Annotated in this window: 14 protein-coding genes and 6 pseudogenes; 18 read left to right on the top strand and 2 right to left on the bottom strand. The window is 38.6% G+C overall.

All coding sequences use genetic code 11. The annotated features are described in order from the left end of the window. Positions 1 to 81 precede the first annotated feature (81 nt). Positions 82 to 1,068, top strand: coding sequence for a site-specific tyrosine recombinase/integron integrase (gene xerA / locus OVN21_RS05985; RefSeq protein WP_267247687.1), 987 nt, complete (start codon positions 82 to 84; stop codon positions 1,066 to 1,068). Positions 1,069 to 1,081: 13 nt separating this feature from the next. Beyond that, on the top strand, positions 1,082 to 1,624 hold the full coding sequence (locus OVN21_RS05990) for a restriction endonuclease subunit S (RefSeq protein WP_267247688.1): 543 nt from the start codon (positions 1,082 to 1,084) through the stop codon (positions 1,622 to 1,624). Here the strand turns inward: OVN21_RS05990 and OVN21_RS05995 are convergent. Beyond that, complete coding sequence (locus OVN21_RS05995; protein ID WP_267247689.1) at positions 1,621 to 2,295, bottom strand: restriction endonuclease subunit S; 675 nt, start codon at positions 2,293 to 2,295, stop codon at positions 1,621 to 1,623. The two genes, OVN21_RS05990 and OVN21_RS05995, sit on opposite strands and share 4 nt — an antisense overlap. Before the next feature lie 32 nt (positions 2,296 to 2,327). Here OVN21_RS05995 and OVN21_RS06000 point away from each other — a divergent pair, with 32 nt between their 5' ends. The 14 genes and pseudogenes from OVN21_RS06000 to OVN21_RS06060 all read left to right on the top strand — a co-directional run bounded on the left by OVN21_RS06000 (position 2,328) and on the right by OVN21_RS06060 (position 16,769). After that, a complete protein-coding gene (locus tag OVN21_RS06000) occupies positions 2,328 to 5,489 on the top strand; it encodes a type I restriction endonuclease subunit R (RefSeq protein ID WP_267247690.1) in 3,162 nt (1,053 codons plus the stop codon). A gap of 12 nt (positions 5,490 to 5,501) precedes the next feature. Continuing rightward, positions 5,502 to 7,568: a DUF262 and DUF1524 domain-containing protein gene (locus OVN21_RS06005; protein WP_267247691.1), complete on the top strand. Its 2,067-nt coding sequence runs from the start codon at positions 5,502 to 5,504 to the stop codon at positions 7,566 to 7,568. Beyond that, positions 7,552 to 8,610, top strand: coding sequence for a virulence RhuM family protein (locus OVN21_RS06010; RefSeq protein ID WP_267247692.1), 1,059 nt, complete (start codon positions 7,552 to 7,554; stop codon positions 8,608 to 8,610). Before OVN21_RS06005 ends, OVN21_RS06010 begins: the two co-directional genes overlap by 17 nt. Before the next feature lie 369 nt (positions 8,611 to 8,979). Beyond that, a pseudogene (locus tag OVN21_RS06015) lies at positions 8,980 to 9,294 on the top strand (23S rRNA (uracil-5-)-methyltransferase RumA); the annotation flags it as partial. A gap of 16 nt (positions 9,295 to 9,310) precedes the next feature. Then, entirely contained in the window at positions 9,311 to 9,592 is a 282-nt protein-coding gene (locus OVN21_RS06020) for a CD1845 family protein (protein WP_055318231.1), read from the top strand. A 14-nt stretch (positions 9,593 to 9,606) separates the two neighbouring features. Further along, positions 9,607 to 9,801, top strand: a pseudogene (locus OVN21_RS06025) (hypothetical protein); the annotation flags it as partial. Further along, a pseudogene (locus tag OVN21_RS06030) lies at positions 9,792 to 9,974 on the top strand (type IV secretory system conjugative DNA transfer family protein); the annotation flags it as partial. The pseudogenes OVN21_RS06025 and OVN21_RS06030, both read left to right, overlap by 10 nt. Next, positions 9,958 to 11,631, top strand: a pseudogene (locus OVN21_RS06035) (CHAP domain-containing protein). The pseudogenes OVN21_RS06030 and OVN21_RS06035, both read left to right, overlap by 17 nt. A 93-nt stretch (positions 11,632 to 11,724) precedes the next feature. Continuing rightward, positions 11,725 to 12,240 (top strand): hypothetical protein, encoded by a 516-nt coding sequence (locus tag OVN21_RS06040; RefSeq protein ID WP_323744017.1) that lies wholly within the window; start codon positions 11,725 to 11,727, stop codon positions 12,238 to 12,240. 86 nt (positions 12,241 to 12,326) lie between these two features. Then, positions 12,327 to 14,036: a GbpC/Spa domain-containing protein gene (locus OVN21_RS11160; RefSeq protein WP_416370415.1), complete on the top strand. Its 1,710-nt coding sequence runs from the start codon at positions 12,327 to 12,329 to the stop codon at positions 14,034 to 14,036. Between the two features lie 90 nt (positions 14,037 to 14,126). Continuing rightward, the gene (locus OVN21_RS11165; RefSeq protein ID WP_416370416.1) at positions 14,127 to 15,284 is read left to right on the top strand and encodes an RpiB/LacA/LacB family sugar-phosphate isomerase; all 1,158 of its coding nucleotides are present in this window, start codon (positions 14,127 to 14,129) and stop codon (positions 15,282 to 15,284) included. A gap of 146 nt (positions 15,285 to 15,430) precedes the next feature. Next, positions 15,431 to 15,656: pseudogene (locus tag OVN21_RS06050) on the top strand (SAP domain-containing protein); the annotation flags it as partial. Continuing rightward, on the top strand, positions 15,643 to 15,912 hold the full coding sequence (locus OVN21_RS06055) for a hypothetical protein (RefSeq protein WP_323744018.1): 270 nt from the start codon (positions 15,643 to 15,645) through the stop codon (positions 15,910 to 15,912). The pseudogene OVN21_RS06050 and the gene OVN21_RS06055, both read left to right, overlap by 14 nt. 139 nt (positions 15,913 to 16,051) lie before the next feature. Next, a pseudogene (locus OVN21_RS06060) lies at positions 16,052 to 16,769 on the top strand (TraX family protein). 47 nt (positions 16,770 to 16,816) lie between these two features. Here OVN21_RS06060 and OVN21_RS06065 read toward each other — a convergent pair. Then, positions 16,817 to 17,626, bottom strand: a complete 810-nt coding sequence (locus tag OVN21_RS06065) for a Cof-type HAD-IIB family hydrolase (RefSeq protein WP_267247693.1) — start codon at positions 17,624 to 17,626, stop codon at positions 16,817 to 16,819. A gap of 146 nt (positions 17,627 to 17,772) precedes the next feature. On the opposite strand from OVN21_RS06065, the gene OVN21_RS06070 reads away from it, so the two are divergent. Then, positions 17,773 to 18,234, top strand: coding sequence for a MarR family winged helix-turn-helix transcriptional regulator (locus tag OVN21_RS06070; RefSeq protein WP_267247694.1), 462 nt, complete (start codon positions 17,773 to 17,775; stop codon positions 18,232 to 18,234). Next, on the top strand, positions 18,227 to 18,646 hold the full coding sequence (locus OVN21_RS06075) for an EVE domain-containing protein (protein ID WP_267247695.1): 420 nt from the start codon (positions 18,227 to 18,229) through the stop codon (positions 18,644 to 18,646). Before OVN21_RS06070 ends, OVN21_RS06075 begins: the two co-directional genes overlap by 8 nt. Positions 18,647 to 18,729 lie beyond the last annotated feature (83 nt).

The raw sequence follows: 18,729 nt of genomic DNA on the forward strand, positions 1-18,729 counted from the left end.
TCCCACCAACGGCGGGAGATAAAGCCAACGGAACTGCCGTTGAATCGTTCTCTGGAAAATAAATTTGAAGGAGAATGACCTATGAAACAACAAATTATTTCAGAGGTGATGCAGCAAATGCTACCATACCTCGATAACGCACAAATGCAGCAGTTACAAAAAGTGCTTGAAAACACACTGTTTGGCTGCGAGATTACAGCACAGACAGAAAAGAAGGATACAGACGACAATCCAAAGCTGATAGATGCTTTTATTTCAGCAAAGCGGATTGAAGGCTGTTCAGAAAAAACGCTGAAATATTACCGCACAACCATTGAAACGATGGTAGCTTCTACAGACAAAGGTATTCGCCACATTCAGACGGAGGACCTGCGTTCCTATCTGACAGATTATCAAGGCAAGAACCAGTCTAGCCGTGTGACGATAGATAATATTCGCAGGATCTTGTCCAGCTTTTTCTCATGGTTGGAGGATGAAGATTACATTTTGAAAAGTCCTGTTCGCCGTATCCATAAGGTGAAAACGGCAACTAATATCAAAGAAACTTACACAGATGAGGATTTGGAGAAAATGCGGGATAGTTGCACAGAACTTAGGGATTTAGCGATAGTTGATATGCTTGCTTCTACTGGAATGCGTATCGGTGAAATGGTTTTGCTAAACAAAGCAGACATCAATTTTAACGAGCGTGAATGTGTAGTATTCGGTAAAGGTGATAAGGAACGCATTGTATACTTTGATGCGAGGACAAAGATTCATTTGCAAAACTACATTGATAGCAGAACGGATGATAATCCGGCATTGTTCGTCACTTTGCGTTCTCCGCATGAGAGAATCAAGGTAGGCGGTATCGAATCTCGCCTGCGTGAAATGGGGAAGCAGTTGGATATTCAAAAAGTCTATCCGCATAAGTTCCGCAGGACACTTGCAACGATGGCAATTGATAAAGGAATGCCGATTGAGCAATTACAGCAGCTTTTGGGGCATAAACGAATAGATACGACCTTGCAGTACGCAATGGTTAAACAGAGCAATGTTAAGTTGGCTCACAAGAAATACATAGGTTAATGAAGGTGACAATATGCCAAAATGGGAAAAAATGACGGTCGGTGATTTGTGTGACACAATCTCGGACACTTACCGCGGTTATGATAAAGATGTTGTATTAATAAACACCTCTGATGTATTAGAAGGAAAGGTGTTAAACCATCAAGTAGTTGAAAATAAAAACTTGAAAGGGCAGTTTAAAAAGACTTTCAAGGAAAATGATATTCTATATTCGGAAATTAGACCAGCAAACAAAAGGTATGCGTTTGTGGATTTTGGTGATACAGATAATTATATAGCGTCAACAAAATTGATGGTGCTTAGACCACGAAAGGATGTTGTCCGTCCACGATTTTTGTTTTCTTTTTTGGCGTCAAAATCAGTGCTTGAGGAATTGCAACAACTTGCTGAGACGAGATCTGGAACCTTTCCTCAAATTACATTTTCTTCTGAATTGGCACCAACACCGATAAATGTACCTGATTTGGAAACACAGGACCGAATAGTTGGAATTTTGGATGTTATTGAGGGAAAAATTAGTACGAATGCTGAAATAAACAAGAATTTAGCGGCTTAAAGGTCGATGTCGGAGACGTCAAGCTCGCCGGACATCAGTTTAGGTAAAAGAGTGTCTCGCATTTGCTTTAATGCTTCGTTTTCTTGACAATTTGCAAATATTTTTTTCGTAATGTCTCGAGCAATACTATCAAATATTTCTATATCTTCTTTTGAAGCAACATAGATAGAATGTTTGATTATATGAGTTACCTTAATACTTGGTTGAACAGAACCAATATTGTATGCTACCAAGTCGTTTTTTATGTAATTCAGATATTGATACAAGTAGAGTGGTGATATACCTTTTGTTCTAAATCCCACAACATTTTGAGCAATGCAGCCTGTAGTTCCTAGAAATATTTTCATTTCAGCCAAACTACCCACAGTTGAAATGAGAATATCATATTCTTTAGGGTGTCCACTTCTAAACCAATTATTGTATGTCTCTTTGGAAACGTATTTAGTACAGTTGGTGTAATCAATTATTCTTGAATTACCGGATAATGCTCTAACATCAATTATTGGGTAGTCTGTTGGTTCGTCAGATAATGGTGGCGTTTTCCCTCTGTTATCGACACTTTCAATTAAGTCGCCTAATTTAATGTCGCTATTATCTAGAGAATCAATAAAATGACCAAACATATTTACGAATAAGGCACTTGATTGCTGCTCTAAATTCTTGTTTACCATAGAAACATAACGAAAAATACAGGAGGTTGAATATGCCGAGTTTATTTACAGAAGATACATACGAACAAGCAATCATTAAATTGCTTGAAAACATGGGTTATGACCACCTCTACGCTCCGGATTTTGATAGAGATTATACCAGTCCGCTTCTGGACTCTATTCTGAGAGATAGCTTGGTGCGTATCAACCGTGGTCTGCCTGTAGAAGCTATAGATGAGGCACTAGCCAAATTGAAGAATTTTGATACCGGAAGTCTCTTGCAGAAGAATATCATTTTCATGGATTATCTGCAAAATGGCATCACGGTTAAGTTCTTTGTAAAGGGCGAGGAGCAATCATCGATTGTACGTTTGATTGATTACGCAAATGTAAGGAACAACTCTTTCTACGTGGTAAATCAGTTTACGTTTTTAGAAAACGGAAACAACCGTCGCCCAGATATTATTTTATTTATTAATGGATTGCCGCTTGTTTTGATGGAATTGAAGAGTCCGGCTAAGGATGAAGTTGGAGCAGAGAATGCCTACCATCAAATCCGCAACTACATGCAAGATATTCCATCTATCTTTTATTACAATGCAATCTGTGTAATTAGCGATTTGTCTACAAATAAGGCCGGAACTATTACCTCTGGATTAGATCGTTTTATGGAATGGAAAACCACAGACGGTAATTACGAAGATACTGCGTATGCTTCCTTTGAAACCTTCTATGAGGGTATGTTCCAAAAGGAACGTCTGTTGGATATTTTGAAAAATTTTATTCTTTTCTCAGGCGTTGGCAATAGTCGTTTCAAAGTGTTAGCCGGATACCATCAGTATTTTGCTGTTCGCAAAGCGATAGAGAAAGCAAAGGTGGCAACGAAGACCGATGGTAAGGGTGGTGTGTTCTGGCATACGCAGGGCTCTGGTAAATCATTGTCGATGGTATTCTATGCACATTTATTGCAAGATGCATTAGATAGTCCAACTATCGTAGTTATGACAGACCGTATTGATCTGGATGATCAGCTTTATGCACAGTTCTCACAATGCGCAGATTTCTTGCGTCAGACACCGATACAGGCAGAGAGCAAGGAACATTTGAAGTCACTTCTTGATGGCAGAAGTGCAAATGGAATTATATTTACAACAATGTTCAAGTTTGAACGTGGAGAGAAAGCTTTGTCAGAACGCAGAAACATTGTTGTTATGGCAGATGAAGCACATCGTGGGCAGTATGGTTTTGATGAAAAAATCGTTATGTCAGAGAATGAAAATGGTGAAAAGGAAGCGCATACTGTAATTGGTAATGCTCGTATTATCCATGACGCATTGCCGAATGCTACATTTATTGGATTTACCGGTACACCGATTTCAGCCAAAGACAGAAATACTCGTGAAGTTTTTGGCGATTATATCGATGTTTATGATATGACACAGGCTGTGGAAGATGGTGCTACTCGCCCGGTTTATTATGAAAGCCGAGTTGTTCATTTGAAGTTGGATGAGAACACATTGGCGTTAATTGATTCTACTTATGATGTCTTAGAGCAGCAGTCCGATGCACAAACAATCGAGAAGAGTAAAAAAATGCTTGGTCAGATGGAAAGTGTACTGGGAGCTGATTCGACAATAGAATCTCTTTGTGATGATATTGTTGAACATTACGAAAAATATAGAGCAAATCTTCTGACGGGTAAAGCCATGATTGTGGCGTATTCTCGTCCGATTGCAATGAAAATCTATTGCCGAATCTTGAAAATTAGACCTGAATGGACGGATAAAGTCGGTGTAGTTATGACTGGCGGCAACAACGATCCGGAAGATTGGAAAGAGATCATCGGAACAAAATCGCACAAAGAAGAGCTTGCAAGGAAGTTTAAAGATAACAATGACCCGATGAAGATTGCCATTGTAGTTGATATGTGGCTCACCGGTTTTGATATACCTTCTTTGGCTACCATGTATGTGTATAAGCCGATGCATGGTTATAACTTGATGCAGGCTATTGCTCGTGTGAACCGTGTATTCAAGGATAAAGAGGGCGGATTGATCGTAGACTATGTTGGAATTGCATCATCTTTAAAGGCTGCAATGAAGGAATACACGAAACGCGATCAGTCTAAATACGGTGATATGAACATTGCAAAGATGGCATATCCGAAGTTTCAGGAAAAGCTACAAGTTTGCAAAGATTTATTGTATGGCTTTGATTTTAGCGGATTTGTAGGTGGCTCTCCACTTACAATGGCTAAGCTTATTACGGGTGGTGTAAACTTTATTCTTGATGCAAGTGTACCAGAAAGAAAAGATTTGTTCTTGAAGGAAGCCACGCTTTTGAAACAGTCACACTCGCTTTGTTCCAGCATGACAACAGAGCAGGAACGGCATGAAGCGGCTTATATGGAGGCTTTGCGTTCTACGGTTATTAAGATCACGTATGGTGGAACAGGTGGAAAAAGTTTATCGCTTACTGAGATTAATGATCAAATCAATGAACTTTTGAAAGCGACAGTACAGAGCGAAGGTGTCATTAGCTTATTTGACAGCAGCAAGAGTGGCGGTGAAAATTTCAGCTTGTTTGATCCAGCAGTCCTGGATGAAATCTCTAGAATGAAGGAAAAAAATATAGCTGTCGAGATTTTGAAAAAACTTATGGCTGAGCAAGTGGCTCTCTACAAGAGAACAAATGTGGTACAGTCACAAAAATTTTCGGAGAAGATAGCACAACTGATGAATTCTTATTATAACGGACTGATCACTAATGAAGAGGTTATTAAAGAACTTCTGAAAACTGCAGAAGAGATTGCAAATCTCTATAAGAATGGTCAGGAACTGGGGCTTTCACAAGAAGAACTTGCATTTTATGATGCTCTTACAAAACCAGAACATATCAAGGATTTTTATAAGAATGATGAGTTGATTGCTCTGACAAGAGAACTTACAGAAATGCTTCGTAAGAATCGCACTATCGATTGGCAGAAGAAAGAAACTGCAAGAGCGCAGATGCGTAAGATGGTTAAGCGACTCCTTAAGAAATATAAGTATCCGCCGGAAGACTATGATTTTGCAATAAGCACAGTAATTAGTCAGTGTGAGCTTTGGACAGATAATGTGGAGCCACGAAAAGAGGAAAATCTCTATAAATATGTATCTGAAATAGAACTAAGCAAGGTGGCAGAGGATACGGTTTCTTATGAAGAAAAGAAGTAATGGAGGTGCGATATGGATGCACGTAAAGGCAATATCTATGAGATATTAAATGGAAATAAACAGTTTTTGATTCCAGTTTATCAGAGATTCTACAGCTGGGATATAGATCAGTGTAAACGACTTTGGAGCGATATTGTAGAGATGCAGAGAAAAGGTAAAGCTGGTCATTTTGTAGGTTCTATTGTTAATATTGCTGAACAGGCAATGCCAACAGGTGTTCAGAAATATATGATTATTGACGGTCAACAGCGAATGACTACCTTAACACTGCTTCTTCTGGCTTTGCGCGATTATGCAATAAAGAATTCGAGTGACACAACAATTAATGCTCGTCGTATAGATAATATGCTTCTAAAAAACGAGTATGAAAGTGGTGATGAACGATATAAGTTACTGCTGACTGAAACAGATAGAGATATTCTTATAAGCCTTGTTGAGGAAAAACCAATTGCAGAAGGCACTAGATCAAGACTGATTGATAATTACATTTTTTTTGCTAACAAGCTAGCTGATAAAGAAATGCAGCCTGCAGAGGTATATGAGTCAATTGGAAAATTGCAAATTGTTAATATTACATTAGATCGTGCTGTTGACGATGCACAGGCAATTTTTGAAAGTTTGAATTCTACTGGTAAGGAACTTTCTGAATCCGATTTGATTCGTAACTATGTTTTGATGGGATTAGAGTCATCTGAACAAACTTATGTATATGAACATCTTTGGCGGCCGATGGAACAGCTGTTTATCTATGAAACGCAAGGAACGGTAATGGACGCTTTCTTCCGCCATTACTTGACCATGAAACTTTCTCGTATTCCAAAGCAAGGACGTGTATATGAAGAATTTAAATTGTATCATTTGAATTGTGAATTTGGAACTATCAGAGAATTATGTCAAGATTTGCTTGAATATGCAAAATATTATACAAACATTATATTCAAGCGAAATACTGACACGGATTTAAAGAAGTTATATGAGGACATTATCGATTTAAGAATGGAAGTATCTTACCCGTTCTTGCTGAAAATTCACCATGACTGCGTAGAAGGACTAATTACATCAGATGAACTGAAGAAAATTTTGAAGCTTTGTATTAGCTATGTTCTCAGACGTGCAATTTGTGAGATTCCGACTAACTCAATGAACAAAACATTTGCAACGTTGAAAAATTATATTAGACCAGATGATTATATGAATTCTGTTAAGGCATTTTTCGTGATGCAGGATACATATAAAGAATTCCCGGATAACGATAAGTTTGAAGGTGCATTTGTAAGCCGTGATATTTATAATATGCGTGCTAGAAATTATATTCTTAGTCGTTTGGAAAACTTTGAAAACAAAGCTCCAATTATAATAGAGAATTACACCATTGAGCATATTATGCCGCAGAACAAAAATCTTTCTTCAGAGTGGCAAGCTGATCTTGGTGCCGAGTGGCAGGAGGTTCAAAAAAAGTATTTACATACAATTGGCAATCTTACTTTGACTGCATATAATTCTGAGATGAGTGACAGACCTTTCTTGGAAAAGATGGATATGCCAGGTGGATTCAAAGAAAGTGCACTTAGGCTTAATAAATATGTGGTTTTGCAAAATAAGTGGAATGAAAAACATATCCAAGAGAGAGCAAACGAATTAGCAAAGAAAGCAGAATCTATTTGGCCATATCCAACTTTAATAGCCGCAGAACTTGCGCCATATCAAGTTGAAGAAAAAACAGTGCAGAAATATTCCCTGGAAACGTATGATGTGAATGCTTTTACAAGAATATTGTTCGAGTCTTTAGATAAGCGTATTATGAACTTATCACCAGCGGTAAAGAAGGAATATAAAAAGTTGTATGTTGCCTATAAACTGGATACTAATTTTGTTGATATTGTTTTTCAGAAACAAAGATTGCGTATTTCGATTAATATGAAGTTCTCAGAGATTAATGACCCTAATGGTATTTGCAAAGATATTGCTGGCTTAGGACGTTGGGGAAATGGCGATGTAGAATTGTTTATGGAGCATCAGGATGAATTAGATCAAATCATGGAAATTGTGAAACAATCCTTTGATGTACAGGCAGAATAATGATTTTGGGACGTTAAAGGAGGCCTCCTATTTGAAAAAGAAAAAAGACGAAATTACTATTCGTTCCAGTGCTGCAGAATACTTAACCTATGTTGCCACTATTGGTGATCAGCAGGACAGCATTGAGATGTGCTATGAGGATGAGAATATATGGCTGACACAGAAGATGATGACCACATTGTATGACGTTGGTTTACCAACGATAAATGAACATATTAAAAAGATTTATGCAGATAGTGAATTAGAAGAGACTGCAACTATTCGGAATTTCCGAATAGTTCAAACCGAAGGTTCCCGTCAGGTGACTCGTGATACAAAGCATTATAATCTTCAAATGATTATTGCGGTTGGATTTAAGGTGAACAATGAACGAGCAGTGCAGTTTCGCAAATGGGCCAATGGCATAGTGAAGGATTACACCATCAAAGGCTGGGTCATGGATGATGAACGTCTGAAAAATGGTGGATCCGTACTTACAGTAGAATATTTTGACCGTTTGCTTGAGCAGATTCGTGAGATTCGTTTGTCTGAGCGTAGATTTTATCAGAAGATAACAGACATCTATGCTACAGCTCTTGATTATGACCGAACAGCAAAAACAACAAAGCAGTTCTTTGCAAAGGTTCAAAACAAGATGCATTATGCAGTTCATGGACATACAGCAGCGGAGTTGATTTATGAGCGAGCCGATGCAGATAAGCCTCATATGGGATTAACTACTTGGGCAGCAGCACCGGAAGGTAAGATTATAAAAAGCGATGTGAGCATTGCGAAGAATTATCTTTCAGAGAAAGAAATGCGTTCACTGGAGCGTATTGTATCTGCTTATCTGGATTTGGCAGAGGATTGGTCAAAGCGACTGGATCTATTCCTGATGGCAGATGACAGAGAGGTACTTCAGGATGCAGGTAAGATCACTGCTGAGATTGCCAAGGCAAAAGCTGAAACTGAATTTGAAAAATATCGTATTATTCAGGATAGACTGTTTATGTCTGACTTTGATAAGTACATGCTGGAACTGGAAGAGAATGCGAAGAAGTAGCAGCAGTGCCATTAAAGTTTTCAGTTTTCCAAGGTCGAGTGCATGGAAGCTGAGCCATCAGTCGGGGAGAAAAATGGCTGTTGACCTGTTCTCTGTACGAAGAACAGACAAGGTTGAGACGATGGCAGTTCTCCGTTAAATTTGACTTTTCTATTGGAATCACTATAATAGTAGAAACGAATAAAAAAGTTGAACTTTTTCCATGGACGGGCGAGGTTCAGGCTGTGATATGGATAGCGAGTTGTATTAATACTTTTTCGCTACAGAATTGGTTGATATGTTTCCGCAAACAAACGGAGATATTTTGCTACAGTCCACATTAGTCTGGATCGGTTACCGAAAACTGACATCAATCAGAACGTATCGTGCCACGTGGAGACAGTAGCGCTTTTGTCCAAACTTGATGTCGATAAGCATATAGATATTGAAATTGAGCTGGATGGGCTTGATTTGACAAGTACTGAAAGTAAGGCAACGTATGCTCAAATCAAAGAATATGTTTGGAATAAATTTGAATTAAAAGTTCCAACATTATATATTGCACAGATAAAAAGGAAATGTGGAATAGAATTACGAGAACATTACAACAAGTCTAAAAAGGAGAAACAAATTATTCCACAGTGTACACCTGAAAAAGAAGAAGCCATCATGGATGCCTTGAGACACTTCAAAATGATTGAATAGAAAGGGAAGATATTTTATGAGATGGATAATAAAAATAATCTTTTTCCCAATCAGCTTCCTGCTTAGTATTCTCACTGCCTTTCTGACATTCTTACTCGGAATAGGAACGGCACTGCTATATTTGCTGATGATGTTTTGCATATTTGGAGCAATAGCATCTTTCTTACAAAAAGAAGTTACCATCGGAATCGAAGCATTGATTATCGGATTTTTAGTTAGTCCATACGGCGTACCGATGATTGGAGCAACCGTTATAGCATTCTTTCAGGGAATCAATGAAGAGATAAAATCAATTTAAAAAATTTAATACAAATGGTAACCAAAGGCGATAGAAAAACTATCGTCTTTTTCTTTGCAAATTTTAAGAGAGGAGGTGAAGTGATGGACTTTGACTATTTCTATAACAGAGAAGCAGAGAGATTTAATTTTCTTAAAGTACCGGAGATATTAGTTGATGGAGAAGAATTTAAGGGGCTGTCAGCGGAAGCAATTATCTTATATTGCTTACACAAACAGAATGACTAACTATGAATGGTAGACCTAAAAATCCCAAATATGCTCGTAACAAAAATGTACTTGTTATAGGAGGTAGTGGTTCTGGGAAAGTTCAATTTTATGTAAAACCGAACTTAATGCAAATGCACAGTAGCTATTGTGTAACCGATCCTAGAGGTGAAATCAGCGAAGCGTGAAGTGAAGCAACTGAAAAGAGTTCATCAGGTCAAGAAACCCTCAACCAGGGTCAAACGAGGGGTACGCTATGTCGCTTTGGAATCACTGGATTTAGTCGCTCAAGATGATGATTTAGAAGGTATCCGAACCGTCAAGGAGTTGAGCATTAAAAGCAGACGTTACGGAAGATTTACCTATCAGTCAGGAAAACTGCTGGTGAATAGTGGACAGACTGGTGTGCGTTTTACCAAGGCTAAAATTGCCCATGGTAAGGAACGGTACCAGAACTTCAAAAAGGGGAAAGGCTTTACTCGTCAGAAGCCCCTAAGACCTAAAAGACGCTACCAGATTTTTCTAAAACAAGCTAGGAAACACAGTGTTTCAGGACTCAAGGGGCTTGTTCAAGCGATTAAGAGTAGCCTAACCTTCTTTTCAACGATTGTTTTCAATCCCATGACTTGGGTCGTGTCAGGTCTCTTATTTTTCTTGCTTTTGATGATGAGTTTTGTCGTTGGAATTTCAGGCACCAGCCTTATCCAACAAGATGAGGGTGAGCTGACAAAAGCCTATACGCACATGACGTGGGAAGAGGCGGAAAACACCAGAACCAACGATACTGGCATTACCTACTACACGAAAATTGATGACGTCATGGTCTTTATGAACCTCAAGTATCAAGATTATGCTTTAGAAGAAGTTATGGAAAATGGGGATAGGACCTATCAAGCTTATTTGAGTCAGCTTTGGCAGGACTTAAACGGTGGGGATTCTCTAAAAACCATGCTTGAGTTGACCAAAGAACCTACCTATAAACTCTCTGATGACGATCGAGAAGATTTAAAGGAATTGAGTGAAGAAGGCACTTACCTAGCTCTTCAAGAATTAGATAATCCCTTTCAAGGACAAACCGAAGAAGGTGCCCTTACCATGACGGTTCGCTATGGCTATGAGGTGATTGATGACAAGCCAACCCTTCATCACCATATCATTCTAGAAGCTAAAGAAAATCAAGTGATTGTGGCTCCCATGGATGGTAAGATTTCCCTAGATGGGGAGAATATGATTCTGATATCAGGTAAGGGACTCAACAGTCACAACTGATCTTGTTTAATGTCCATACAGGTCGAGTGACAGACGGTCAAAAAGTTCAAGCAGGAGAGGTGATTGGGCAAACTAAGGATGGTGCTGGTCTTAAAGTGGCCTATCAAAAGGTTGACGATGACTCAGAGAAACTGGTTTACGTCAATCTAGTCTTTTACTTTCCTAAAGTGATTCAACTTCAAACCACTATTTTACCTACTATCGGTCAATTTGGTGGAGACGAGTTTGCGAGGGCTAAAGCTATCTATGAGTATTTGAAAAGTCAAGGAGCGATCAATCAAGCGATCGCGGCGATTTTAGAGAAATGGTCAAGATTGGGTAGCCACAGCAGCACGCCTTGGTGGTGAAACAGGTAATGTACCAAAAGGAGGAGCGATTGTTTCCTTTGCGGGAGGCGCTCATGGAACCCCTGCCGCTTACGGTCATGTATCATTTGTCGAGAAGGTTTACCCAGATGGGTCTTTCCTTATCTCAGAAACCAACTATAATAGCAACCCTAACTACACCTTCCGTAAGTTATCAGGGGGCGATAATACGATTAGCTTTGCCTATACAACGAAATGACAATATGAGAATACTTGTCTTTTTGCCTCAAATGTTGTATGATATTTGGGATAAAGCGTCATCTCATCTAAACCTTAAGAGTGAACATAAGTGTTGACAAATATGGAGGACTATCCCGAAATTGTTCTTTCTGTCCCAAATTCCTCTATTCCCCATTTATTAGGATTATCAAGAAATCATCATGTTAATTTACCAACTAATAACGCAGGGAGTATTTTTGAAGGATTAAAGGATGATTGGACATTGGAGCGTCTAAATAAGGCTGATAATGGTTGGTTTAACGAAAATAAATTCAAAATCGTTGGAACATTATTACTTTATCAAATGTTACATGTGATGGAATGTAAATTCTACACAACGGATGGTATTTTGAATAGAAAAGTTGGCAAACGATTTAGAAGAGATAATATTTATTTTGTGGTCTTCAAATTAAGTAATGGTATTAGTTATACCGTTGAATTATCGCGTGAACAAGGAAACCAATACTTTCCAAGAAGTCTTAAAATCAACGACACCTTAATTACAAGTTGTAGAGAAATAGAGTTGAAACTTGTTGACAAGAAACGTTTTAAGACGTCTAAAGCTAGAAAGGTTAATTGGTCGTCTTAATGGAAATATTGATATGAGAATTATTGGGTCATCCACTTTTTGTGGGTGACTTTTTTATGACCAAATAATGTCAACATCACTTTTTAGTGAATCAGGAAAAGGCAGAAAAGCACGTCTTCCGTAAAAGCAAGAAATACCGTACGCTTTGTTCGGTAGCTATTGGAACTATGGTGACAGCTGTTGTCGCTTGGGGTGGCCAAGTAGCACAAGCTGACGAAGTGGTAACACACTTGCAAGATAAGATTGTTCAGTTGACAGAAAATCCTGCGACCAACTTACCAGAAGCACAACCAACACCAGTTGCTGAACAGACAGCTAGTCTTGCCTCAACTGGTCAATCAGATGGGGCTATCACAGTGACCGTTCCTCACGATGTTGTGACAAAGGTAGTTAATCAAGCAACTGCTGAAGGGGTTACGACCATTCAGGATAAACCTATGGATTTGGGAAACACCACCTCTGCGAGTGAGACCAGTAAGCAATTGGATAAGGCAGAAGCAGATGCTTCTGAACAGGTTGAGGACATCACTCAGGTGACCAGTACCTATAAAGTAGATAAACCCGCTTATGAACAAGATAAAGCACGTGTTGAAAAAGGGAACGCCACATTAGAGGCTAACTATAATGACGCTACTCAAGCAGGAAAGACCTTGAATAGTTCAGTAGATAGCACAGCTTCAAAAATTAAAGGACAAGATCAGTCGGATAATGTGACCGTTACAACTCAAACCGTATCATCAGGAGATAGCTCAACGGTTTCAGGCTATCGGGATTATCTATCCTCTGTAGCTGCTATTGATAAGCAAAACAAAGATAATCTAGCAGAATATCAATCAAAGAAAAAAGATGCAGATGCCATTGTCGCAAAGAACCTTCAGATTCAAAAGGAAAATGAAGCGGGTCTTGCTAAGGCAAAGGCAGATAATGAAGTTATTACTAAACGCAATCAAGCCGGACAACAAGCAGTGGATGATGAAAACAAGGTCGGTCAAGCTGCAGTGGATACTTACAATAAGATCCAACAGAAATTGGTGAGAGACTGTGAAGCTGAGATTGCTGCTATCACAAAACGAAACAAGGAAAAAGAAGAAGTCGCTAGAACAGAGAATGAAGCCATTGATGCCTACAACGCCAAGGAAATGGAGCGCTATAAACGTGATTTAGCTGAGATTTCAAAAGGAGAAGAAGGCTACATATCTCAAGCTCTTGCTCAGGCTCTCAACTTGAATAATGGAGAACCGCAAGCACGCCATTCAGCAGATACTAGAAACCCTAATCGTATCATTGCGAAGGGTGACGCCATGCTTGGAGGCTATTCTAAAATCCTAGATTCCACAGGATTCTTTGTCTATGACACCTTTAAAACTGGAGAAGCCCTTTCCTTTACCTATCAAAACCTTCAAAATGCCAGTTTTGATGGTAAGAAAATCATAAAGGTCGCTTATGACATCACCAATCTTGTCTCACCGACTGGCACCAATGCTGTGCAGTTAGTTGTACCAAATGACCCAACAGAAGGCTTTATCGCCTACCGTAATGATGGGACAGGCAATTGGCGAACAGATAAGATGGAGTTTCGTGTCAAAGCAAAGTATTTCTTAGCAGATGGCTCTCAAGTCAGCTTTACCAAGGAAAAACCAGACGTCTTTACCCATTCCTCACTTAACCATAATAACATTGGGCTAGAGTACGTTAAGGACATATCAGGTAAATTTATCCCTATTAATGGCTCAACCATTAAAGTGACAGACGAAGGTCTAGCTCGTTCACTTGGGTCAAACCGTGCCAGTGATTGAAATCTTCCTGAAGAACGGGATACGTCATACAGTAAATATGCCTATAAGGGAGCGATTGTCTCAACGGTTACTTCAGGCAACACCTATACGGTGACCTTTGGTCAAGGAGATATGCCCCAAAATGTTGGTCTCTCTTATTGGTTTGCCTTAAACACTTTACTTGTGGCACGAACCGTCAAACCTTATAGTCCAAAACCACATGTGACACCAAAACTTGACCCTATTCCAGAACCGATTAAGGTCCTTCCAAAAACCTTTACGCCAAAGACGTTTACCCCAGAACAACCTGTGAGCTTTAAGGAAAAACCACTGGAGAAAATCATTCAGCCTAGTTTGACACTCACCAAGGTGACCTTGCCTAAAGAACCTAAACCAGAACCGTTACCTAAAGCACCACAAGTGCCAACGGTTCATTACCACGACTATCGTCTAATAACGACTCCCGAAATTGTTAAGGAAGTTATCAATACAGACCGAGTGATCCTTCATGACAAAACTGTCGCAAAAGATTCAACGCTCATTTACCCCTTAACGGTAGACACCTTTTCTCCAAATCGTGTGGAAACCACCAGCCTCACCTTTGAAGATTACCTTCCAGCAGGCTATGCCTTTGACAAGGAAAAAACGCAAGTTGATAAAAATGAGATGATATATAGAATAACAAACAAAGTAGTGTCATCAAAGAATTATGAAGTTATAAATTTTGGGGTTTATCCAGAAGAAATAAATTCATATTCATATACAAAAATCGCGGTCTCGATTGCCTTACTCATTAATAGCAAGGCAGCTGATTTTGTAATAACTGAATGTTCTTCAGGGCAAGGAATGAATTTGGCATGTAACACACTGCCAGGGTTATTATCAGCCTTTCTTCAGAATCCGCAAGACGCATACTTATTTGGAAGAATTAACAATGGGAATGTAGCTAGTTTACCTTTGGGACTGGGATTTGGTTGGTTAGGAAATCTTAATCTTGAATATACTCTGGAAAAGCTATTTGATGGAGAATTTGGAAGTAGTTTTCCACCGGATGTTGCAGAACGAAAGATTAAAGAAACCAACCGTGTCAAATATTTTAATAAAATAAGTAAGATATCTTTAATTGAGTTTTTGGAGCAGTTGGAACAGGAATTTATAGCAAAAGTATTGTCTAAAAAAGATGTCATTGATCATATACTTAAGTATTCAAAGGATAAGGAACTTGTAAACTATCTTTCAAATAAGATTTACTGCGAATATAATTGTTGAAGATTTATGACAAGCTCAATTTCTGGTTTGGTGTTTTTTAAGGTGATGTAATTTATATTGTGATCCGGTATTCTAAGTATGAAAAACGGCAAAAGTAGAGTTCTCTTTTAAGATAAAAAGTAAATTGGTTTTAAGGAGGTGAAATATTGATAGAAAGCAGACCTGAGTTTAATAAAAGACTATTGGTATCGTGATGAACTTTCACAGATATACAGCTCATTAGGACTTGAATATAGAGGTACAAAACGGGAACTCAATGATATTATTGAGCAGTACTTTAAGGGTAATTTGATTAAAAAATCATCAGTAAAAAGGAAAAAGAAACGAGTAGAAGTCGTTAACTTAGATACGCCCTTACTTGAATGCGGTTTCCTTATCGCTAATCTCAGATAAGGAAACCGCAACTAAAATCCTTGCTCTAGTGCCTCAGGAATGGATCAAACGCATTCCCTTTTTCGTGCGAAAACACGCAACAACTCGGACAATAAAGCGAATTTCTATCGAACATCCAGAACTTTATGCTATTGCGAAAAGAAGTGGTGAGATTCCTGAGAAAGAACGAGAAGAATTGCGCCAAATCATTACAGATATTTTCAAAGAAAAAATGAATAAGCATAAAATCAAATAATATTCTTTTATAAAAATCAGTTGCTAAAAGCCTGTCTTACCAAAATGTAAGATAGGCTTTTTAAATGTAAGATGGGTGTACGATTATACGTAAAAATATATGCTATACTCTATGCAGATCAAAAAGAAAGAGGTTTATTATGAAAAAATGGAATGCGACGCAGTTGAAGTGTCTGATAGCTGCTAATGGTTTTGGATTATATTCCTCATATCACCGGAATTATTTCTCCTATGTGGGAAGGTATTCTTCACGCCTTGACCCGTTGTGTGGGAGTTTGGTTTGCGTATATGGCTATGGAAGCCTTCATCCATACTCGAAATTTGAAAAACTACCTCATCCCCCTTTGGAGTTGGGCGTTTATCATGTTTGCTGTAAATAGCCTACTCAATGCCCTATTTGCATCTAAAGGGGTAATGGTCAATAATAATATTTTCCTGACTCTAGCCATCGGTGTTACCATGCTTTGTGTTGGTTTTCCTAGAAAAGAGGTAGATCAAAAAGAGAAGTTGTGGCGTCGGATTGGGGTTGCTGGTCTTCTGATTTTCGGTTGTCTTTTTACTGAGGGCGGTATCACCATGCTACCATTTCTCTTAATTAGTTACTCTTGTCGAAATCTCCTTTATGCTTTTCTATGACCCTTTCTGTTAGTGACTTCCATCCAAATCTACGATACTTGGTACCAAACTTTGGAAATGATACTTTTCAATTCTGACTGGCTCTTTATCACCGTATTTCCTTTTATGGCACTTTATAATGGACAGCGAGGAAAGGAAACCAGCTGGAGCAAATATTTCTTTTATATTTTCTACCCAGCTCATCTATGGATTATAACCTTGATTGCTTGTTTAGTTAAATAGCAAAAAAAGCAAATAGCAGTAATTTCTGTCTATTTGCTTTTCTTTTTTTATAAAATATACTTCTCAATGGCACGCGCGACACCGTCTTCTTCGTTACTGGCTGTGACGTCATTAGCAAGGGATTTGACATGGTTGCTAGCATTTCCCATAGCAATACCAAGTCCTGCAAACTGGAGCATTTCGATATCGTTATTGGCATCACCCATGGCCATAATCTCTGAGGGCTCGATCTTCAAAATCGCTGCTAATCGAGAAAGAGCAGTAGCCTTGGTAGTTCCAAGTGGCATCGCTTCATAAATGACAGGCTGCGAACGAACTCCACTGAATCGTTGGCAGAGTTCCTTGGAAAAACGCTGCTCAAAATCATCTGTTTGTTCTTTGGTTCCTAAAAACATTCCTTGGAACATACGATATTTACCACTGGTGGCTTCATCAAGGGAAATTTCAGTCAGGTCTGAAAAGACTAGCTTGGCATCATTTTGAACAATTTCATTTGGCTTGCCACCGATAACAAAATAATGTTCCTCATCAAAAAGAGTTAACTGGACGTCGCTTTTTTCTGCTAAGTCATAGAGGTATTCAATGTCAGCTGGACTGAGTTCTTGCCAGTCAACTAGACTCCAGTCACTGGTTTGGTGGGTTGAACAACCATTATTGACAATGACATACTCGTTCTGGAGGTCAAGTCCTAGTTTTTTATAGTAGGGGAGGACACCGAAAAGCGGGCGACCTGTACAGAGAACCAGTTTGACACCTTTTTCAATGGCTTGGTGAATAGCAGTGATGTGGGCTTGCGGGATTTCCTTGGCTTCGTTAAGGAGGGTTCCGTCCATATCCAAGGCTAGTAGTTTAATCATAAGACTTCCTTTTCTAGGTGTTTTGCTTTTATTATAGCATATAGACTATAAAATGTCTGACAGAATTGTAACATTCGACTTTCCTTTTCTTAAAAAACAAAATAAATTCTTATATAATGTGTATGCTTAATATTTGAGGAGAGATAATGACAAAGTATCACTTTAATTCAATTTACAAAAATGATGAAACAGAGTCTACAGGTCTTCTTTTCATTAAAGTTTACAACAAATGGGAAAGTAATTTAAAAAGAGTTTTGAAATCGGTTGGCCTCACTTTGCCTCAATTTATCGTTTTAACCTCGCTCTTGTTTCTGATCAATAGAGAGGAATATGTAACGCAAGTTGATATTGCTCGGTTCACTGGTATGGATGTCATGACGGTTTCCCAGATTGTTAGGCTACTGGAGAAGAAGGACTACATTAGACGTGATCAACATCCAAAGGATAGTCGGGCAAAACTGGTTTCAGTAACGAAGTCTGGCGCGGAGAAGGTCAATCTAGCTTTCCCCTTAGTAGAAGGGATTGATGAAAAATTTTTTGAAAAACTTTCTAACGATAGAGAAAGTTTTAATCGCATGTTAGCAGCGTTGGAGGATAAAAATGCCTAGATATTGGGTCGGAGTTGTTTCAAAGAACCATGTTTTAAGAGGAGTTGAGGGAAATTTTTGTCAGGTCTGTCATGGAAAGGGCGGTCCCTTAAATCGTATGAAAAAAGGTGACTATCTTTTATACTATAGTCCAAAATACGATATGAATGGTCAAGATAAGTTACAGGCTTTTGTGGCCTTAGGTAAAATTATAGATGACAAAGCCTATCAAGTAGAGCAATTTGAAGGCTTCTTTCCCTTTAGACGAAATATCGAGTATTATCTACCAGTCAAAGATTGTTCCATAGAAATAGCCAGACAACATCCTGAATGGAGAGACTATACTTCTCGACTTCGTTATGGACATTTTGAAGTTTCCAAAGACTTTTTCCTCTATATCTTTCAGTATATGAAAGTGGATGATGAGGTATGATTGATTTGTTAGTTAAATGATTGTCAACTAGAATTTTGAATTTGGACTGTGAAGCGAACTTTGCTATAATAGAGTAAGAAACT

The sequence above is a fragment of the Streptococcus sp. Marseille-Q5986 genome (genome assembly GCF_946902915.1).
Taxonomy (GTDB): domain Bacteria; phylum Bacillota; class Bacilli; order Lactobacillales; family Streptococcaceae; genus Streptococcus.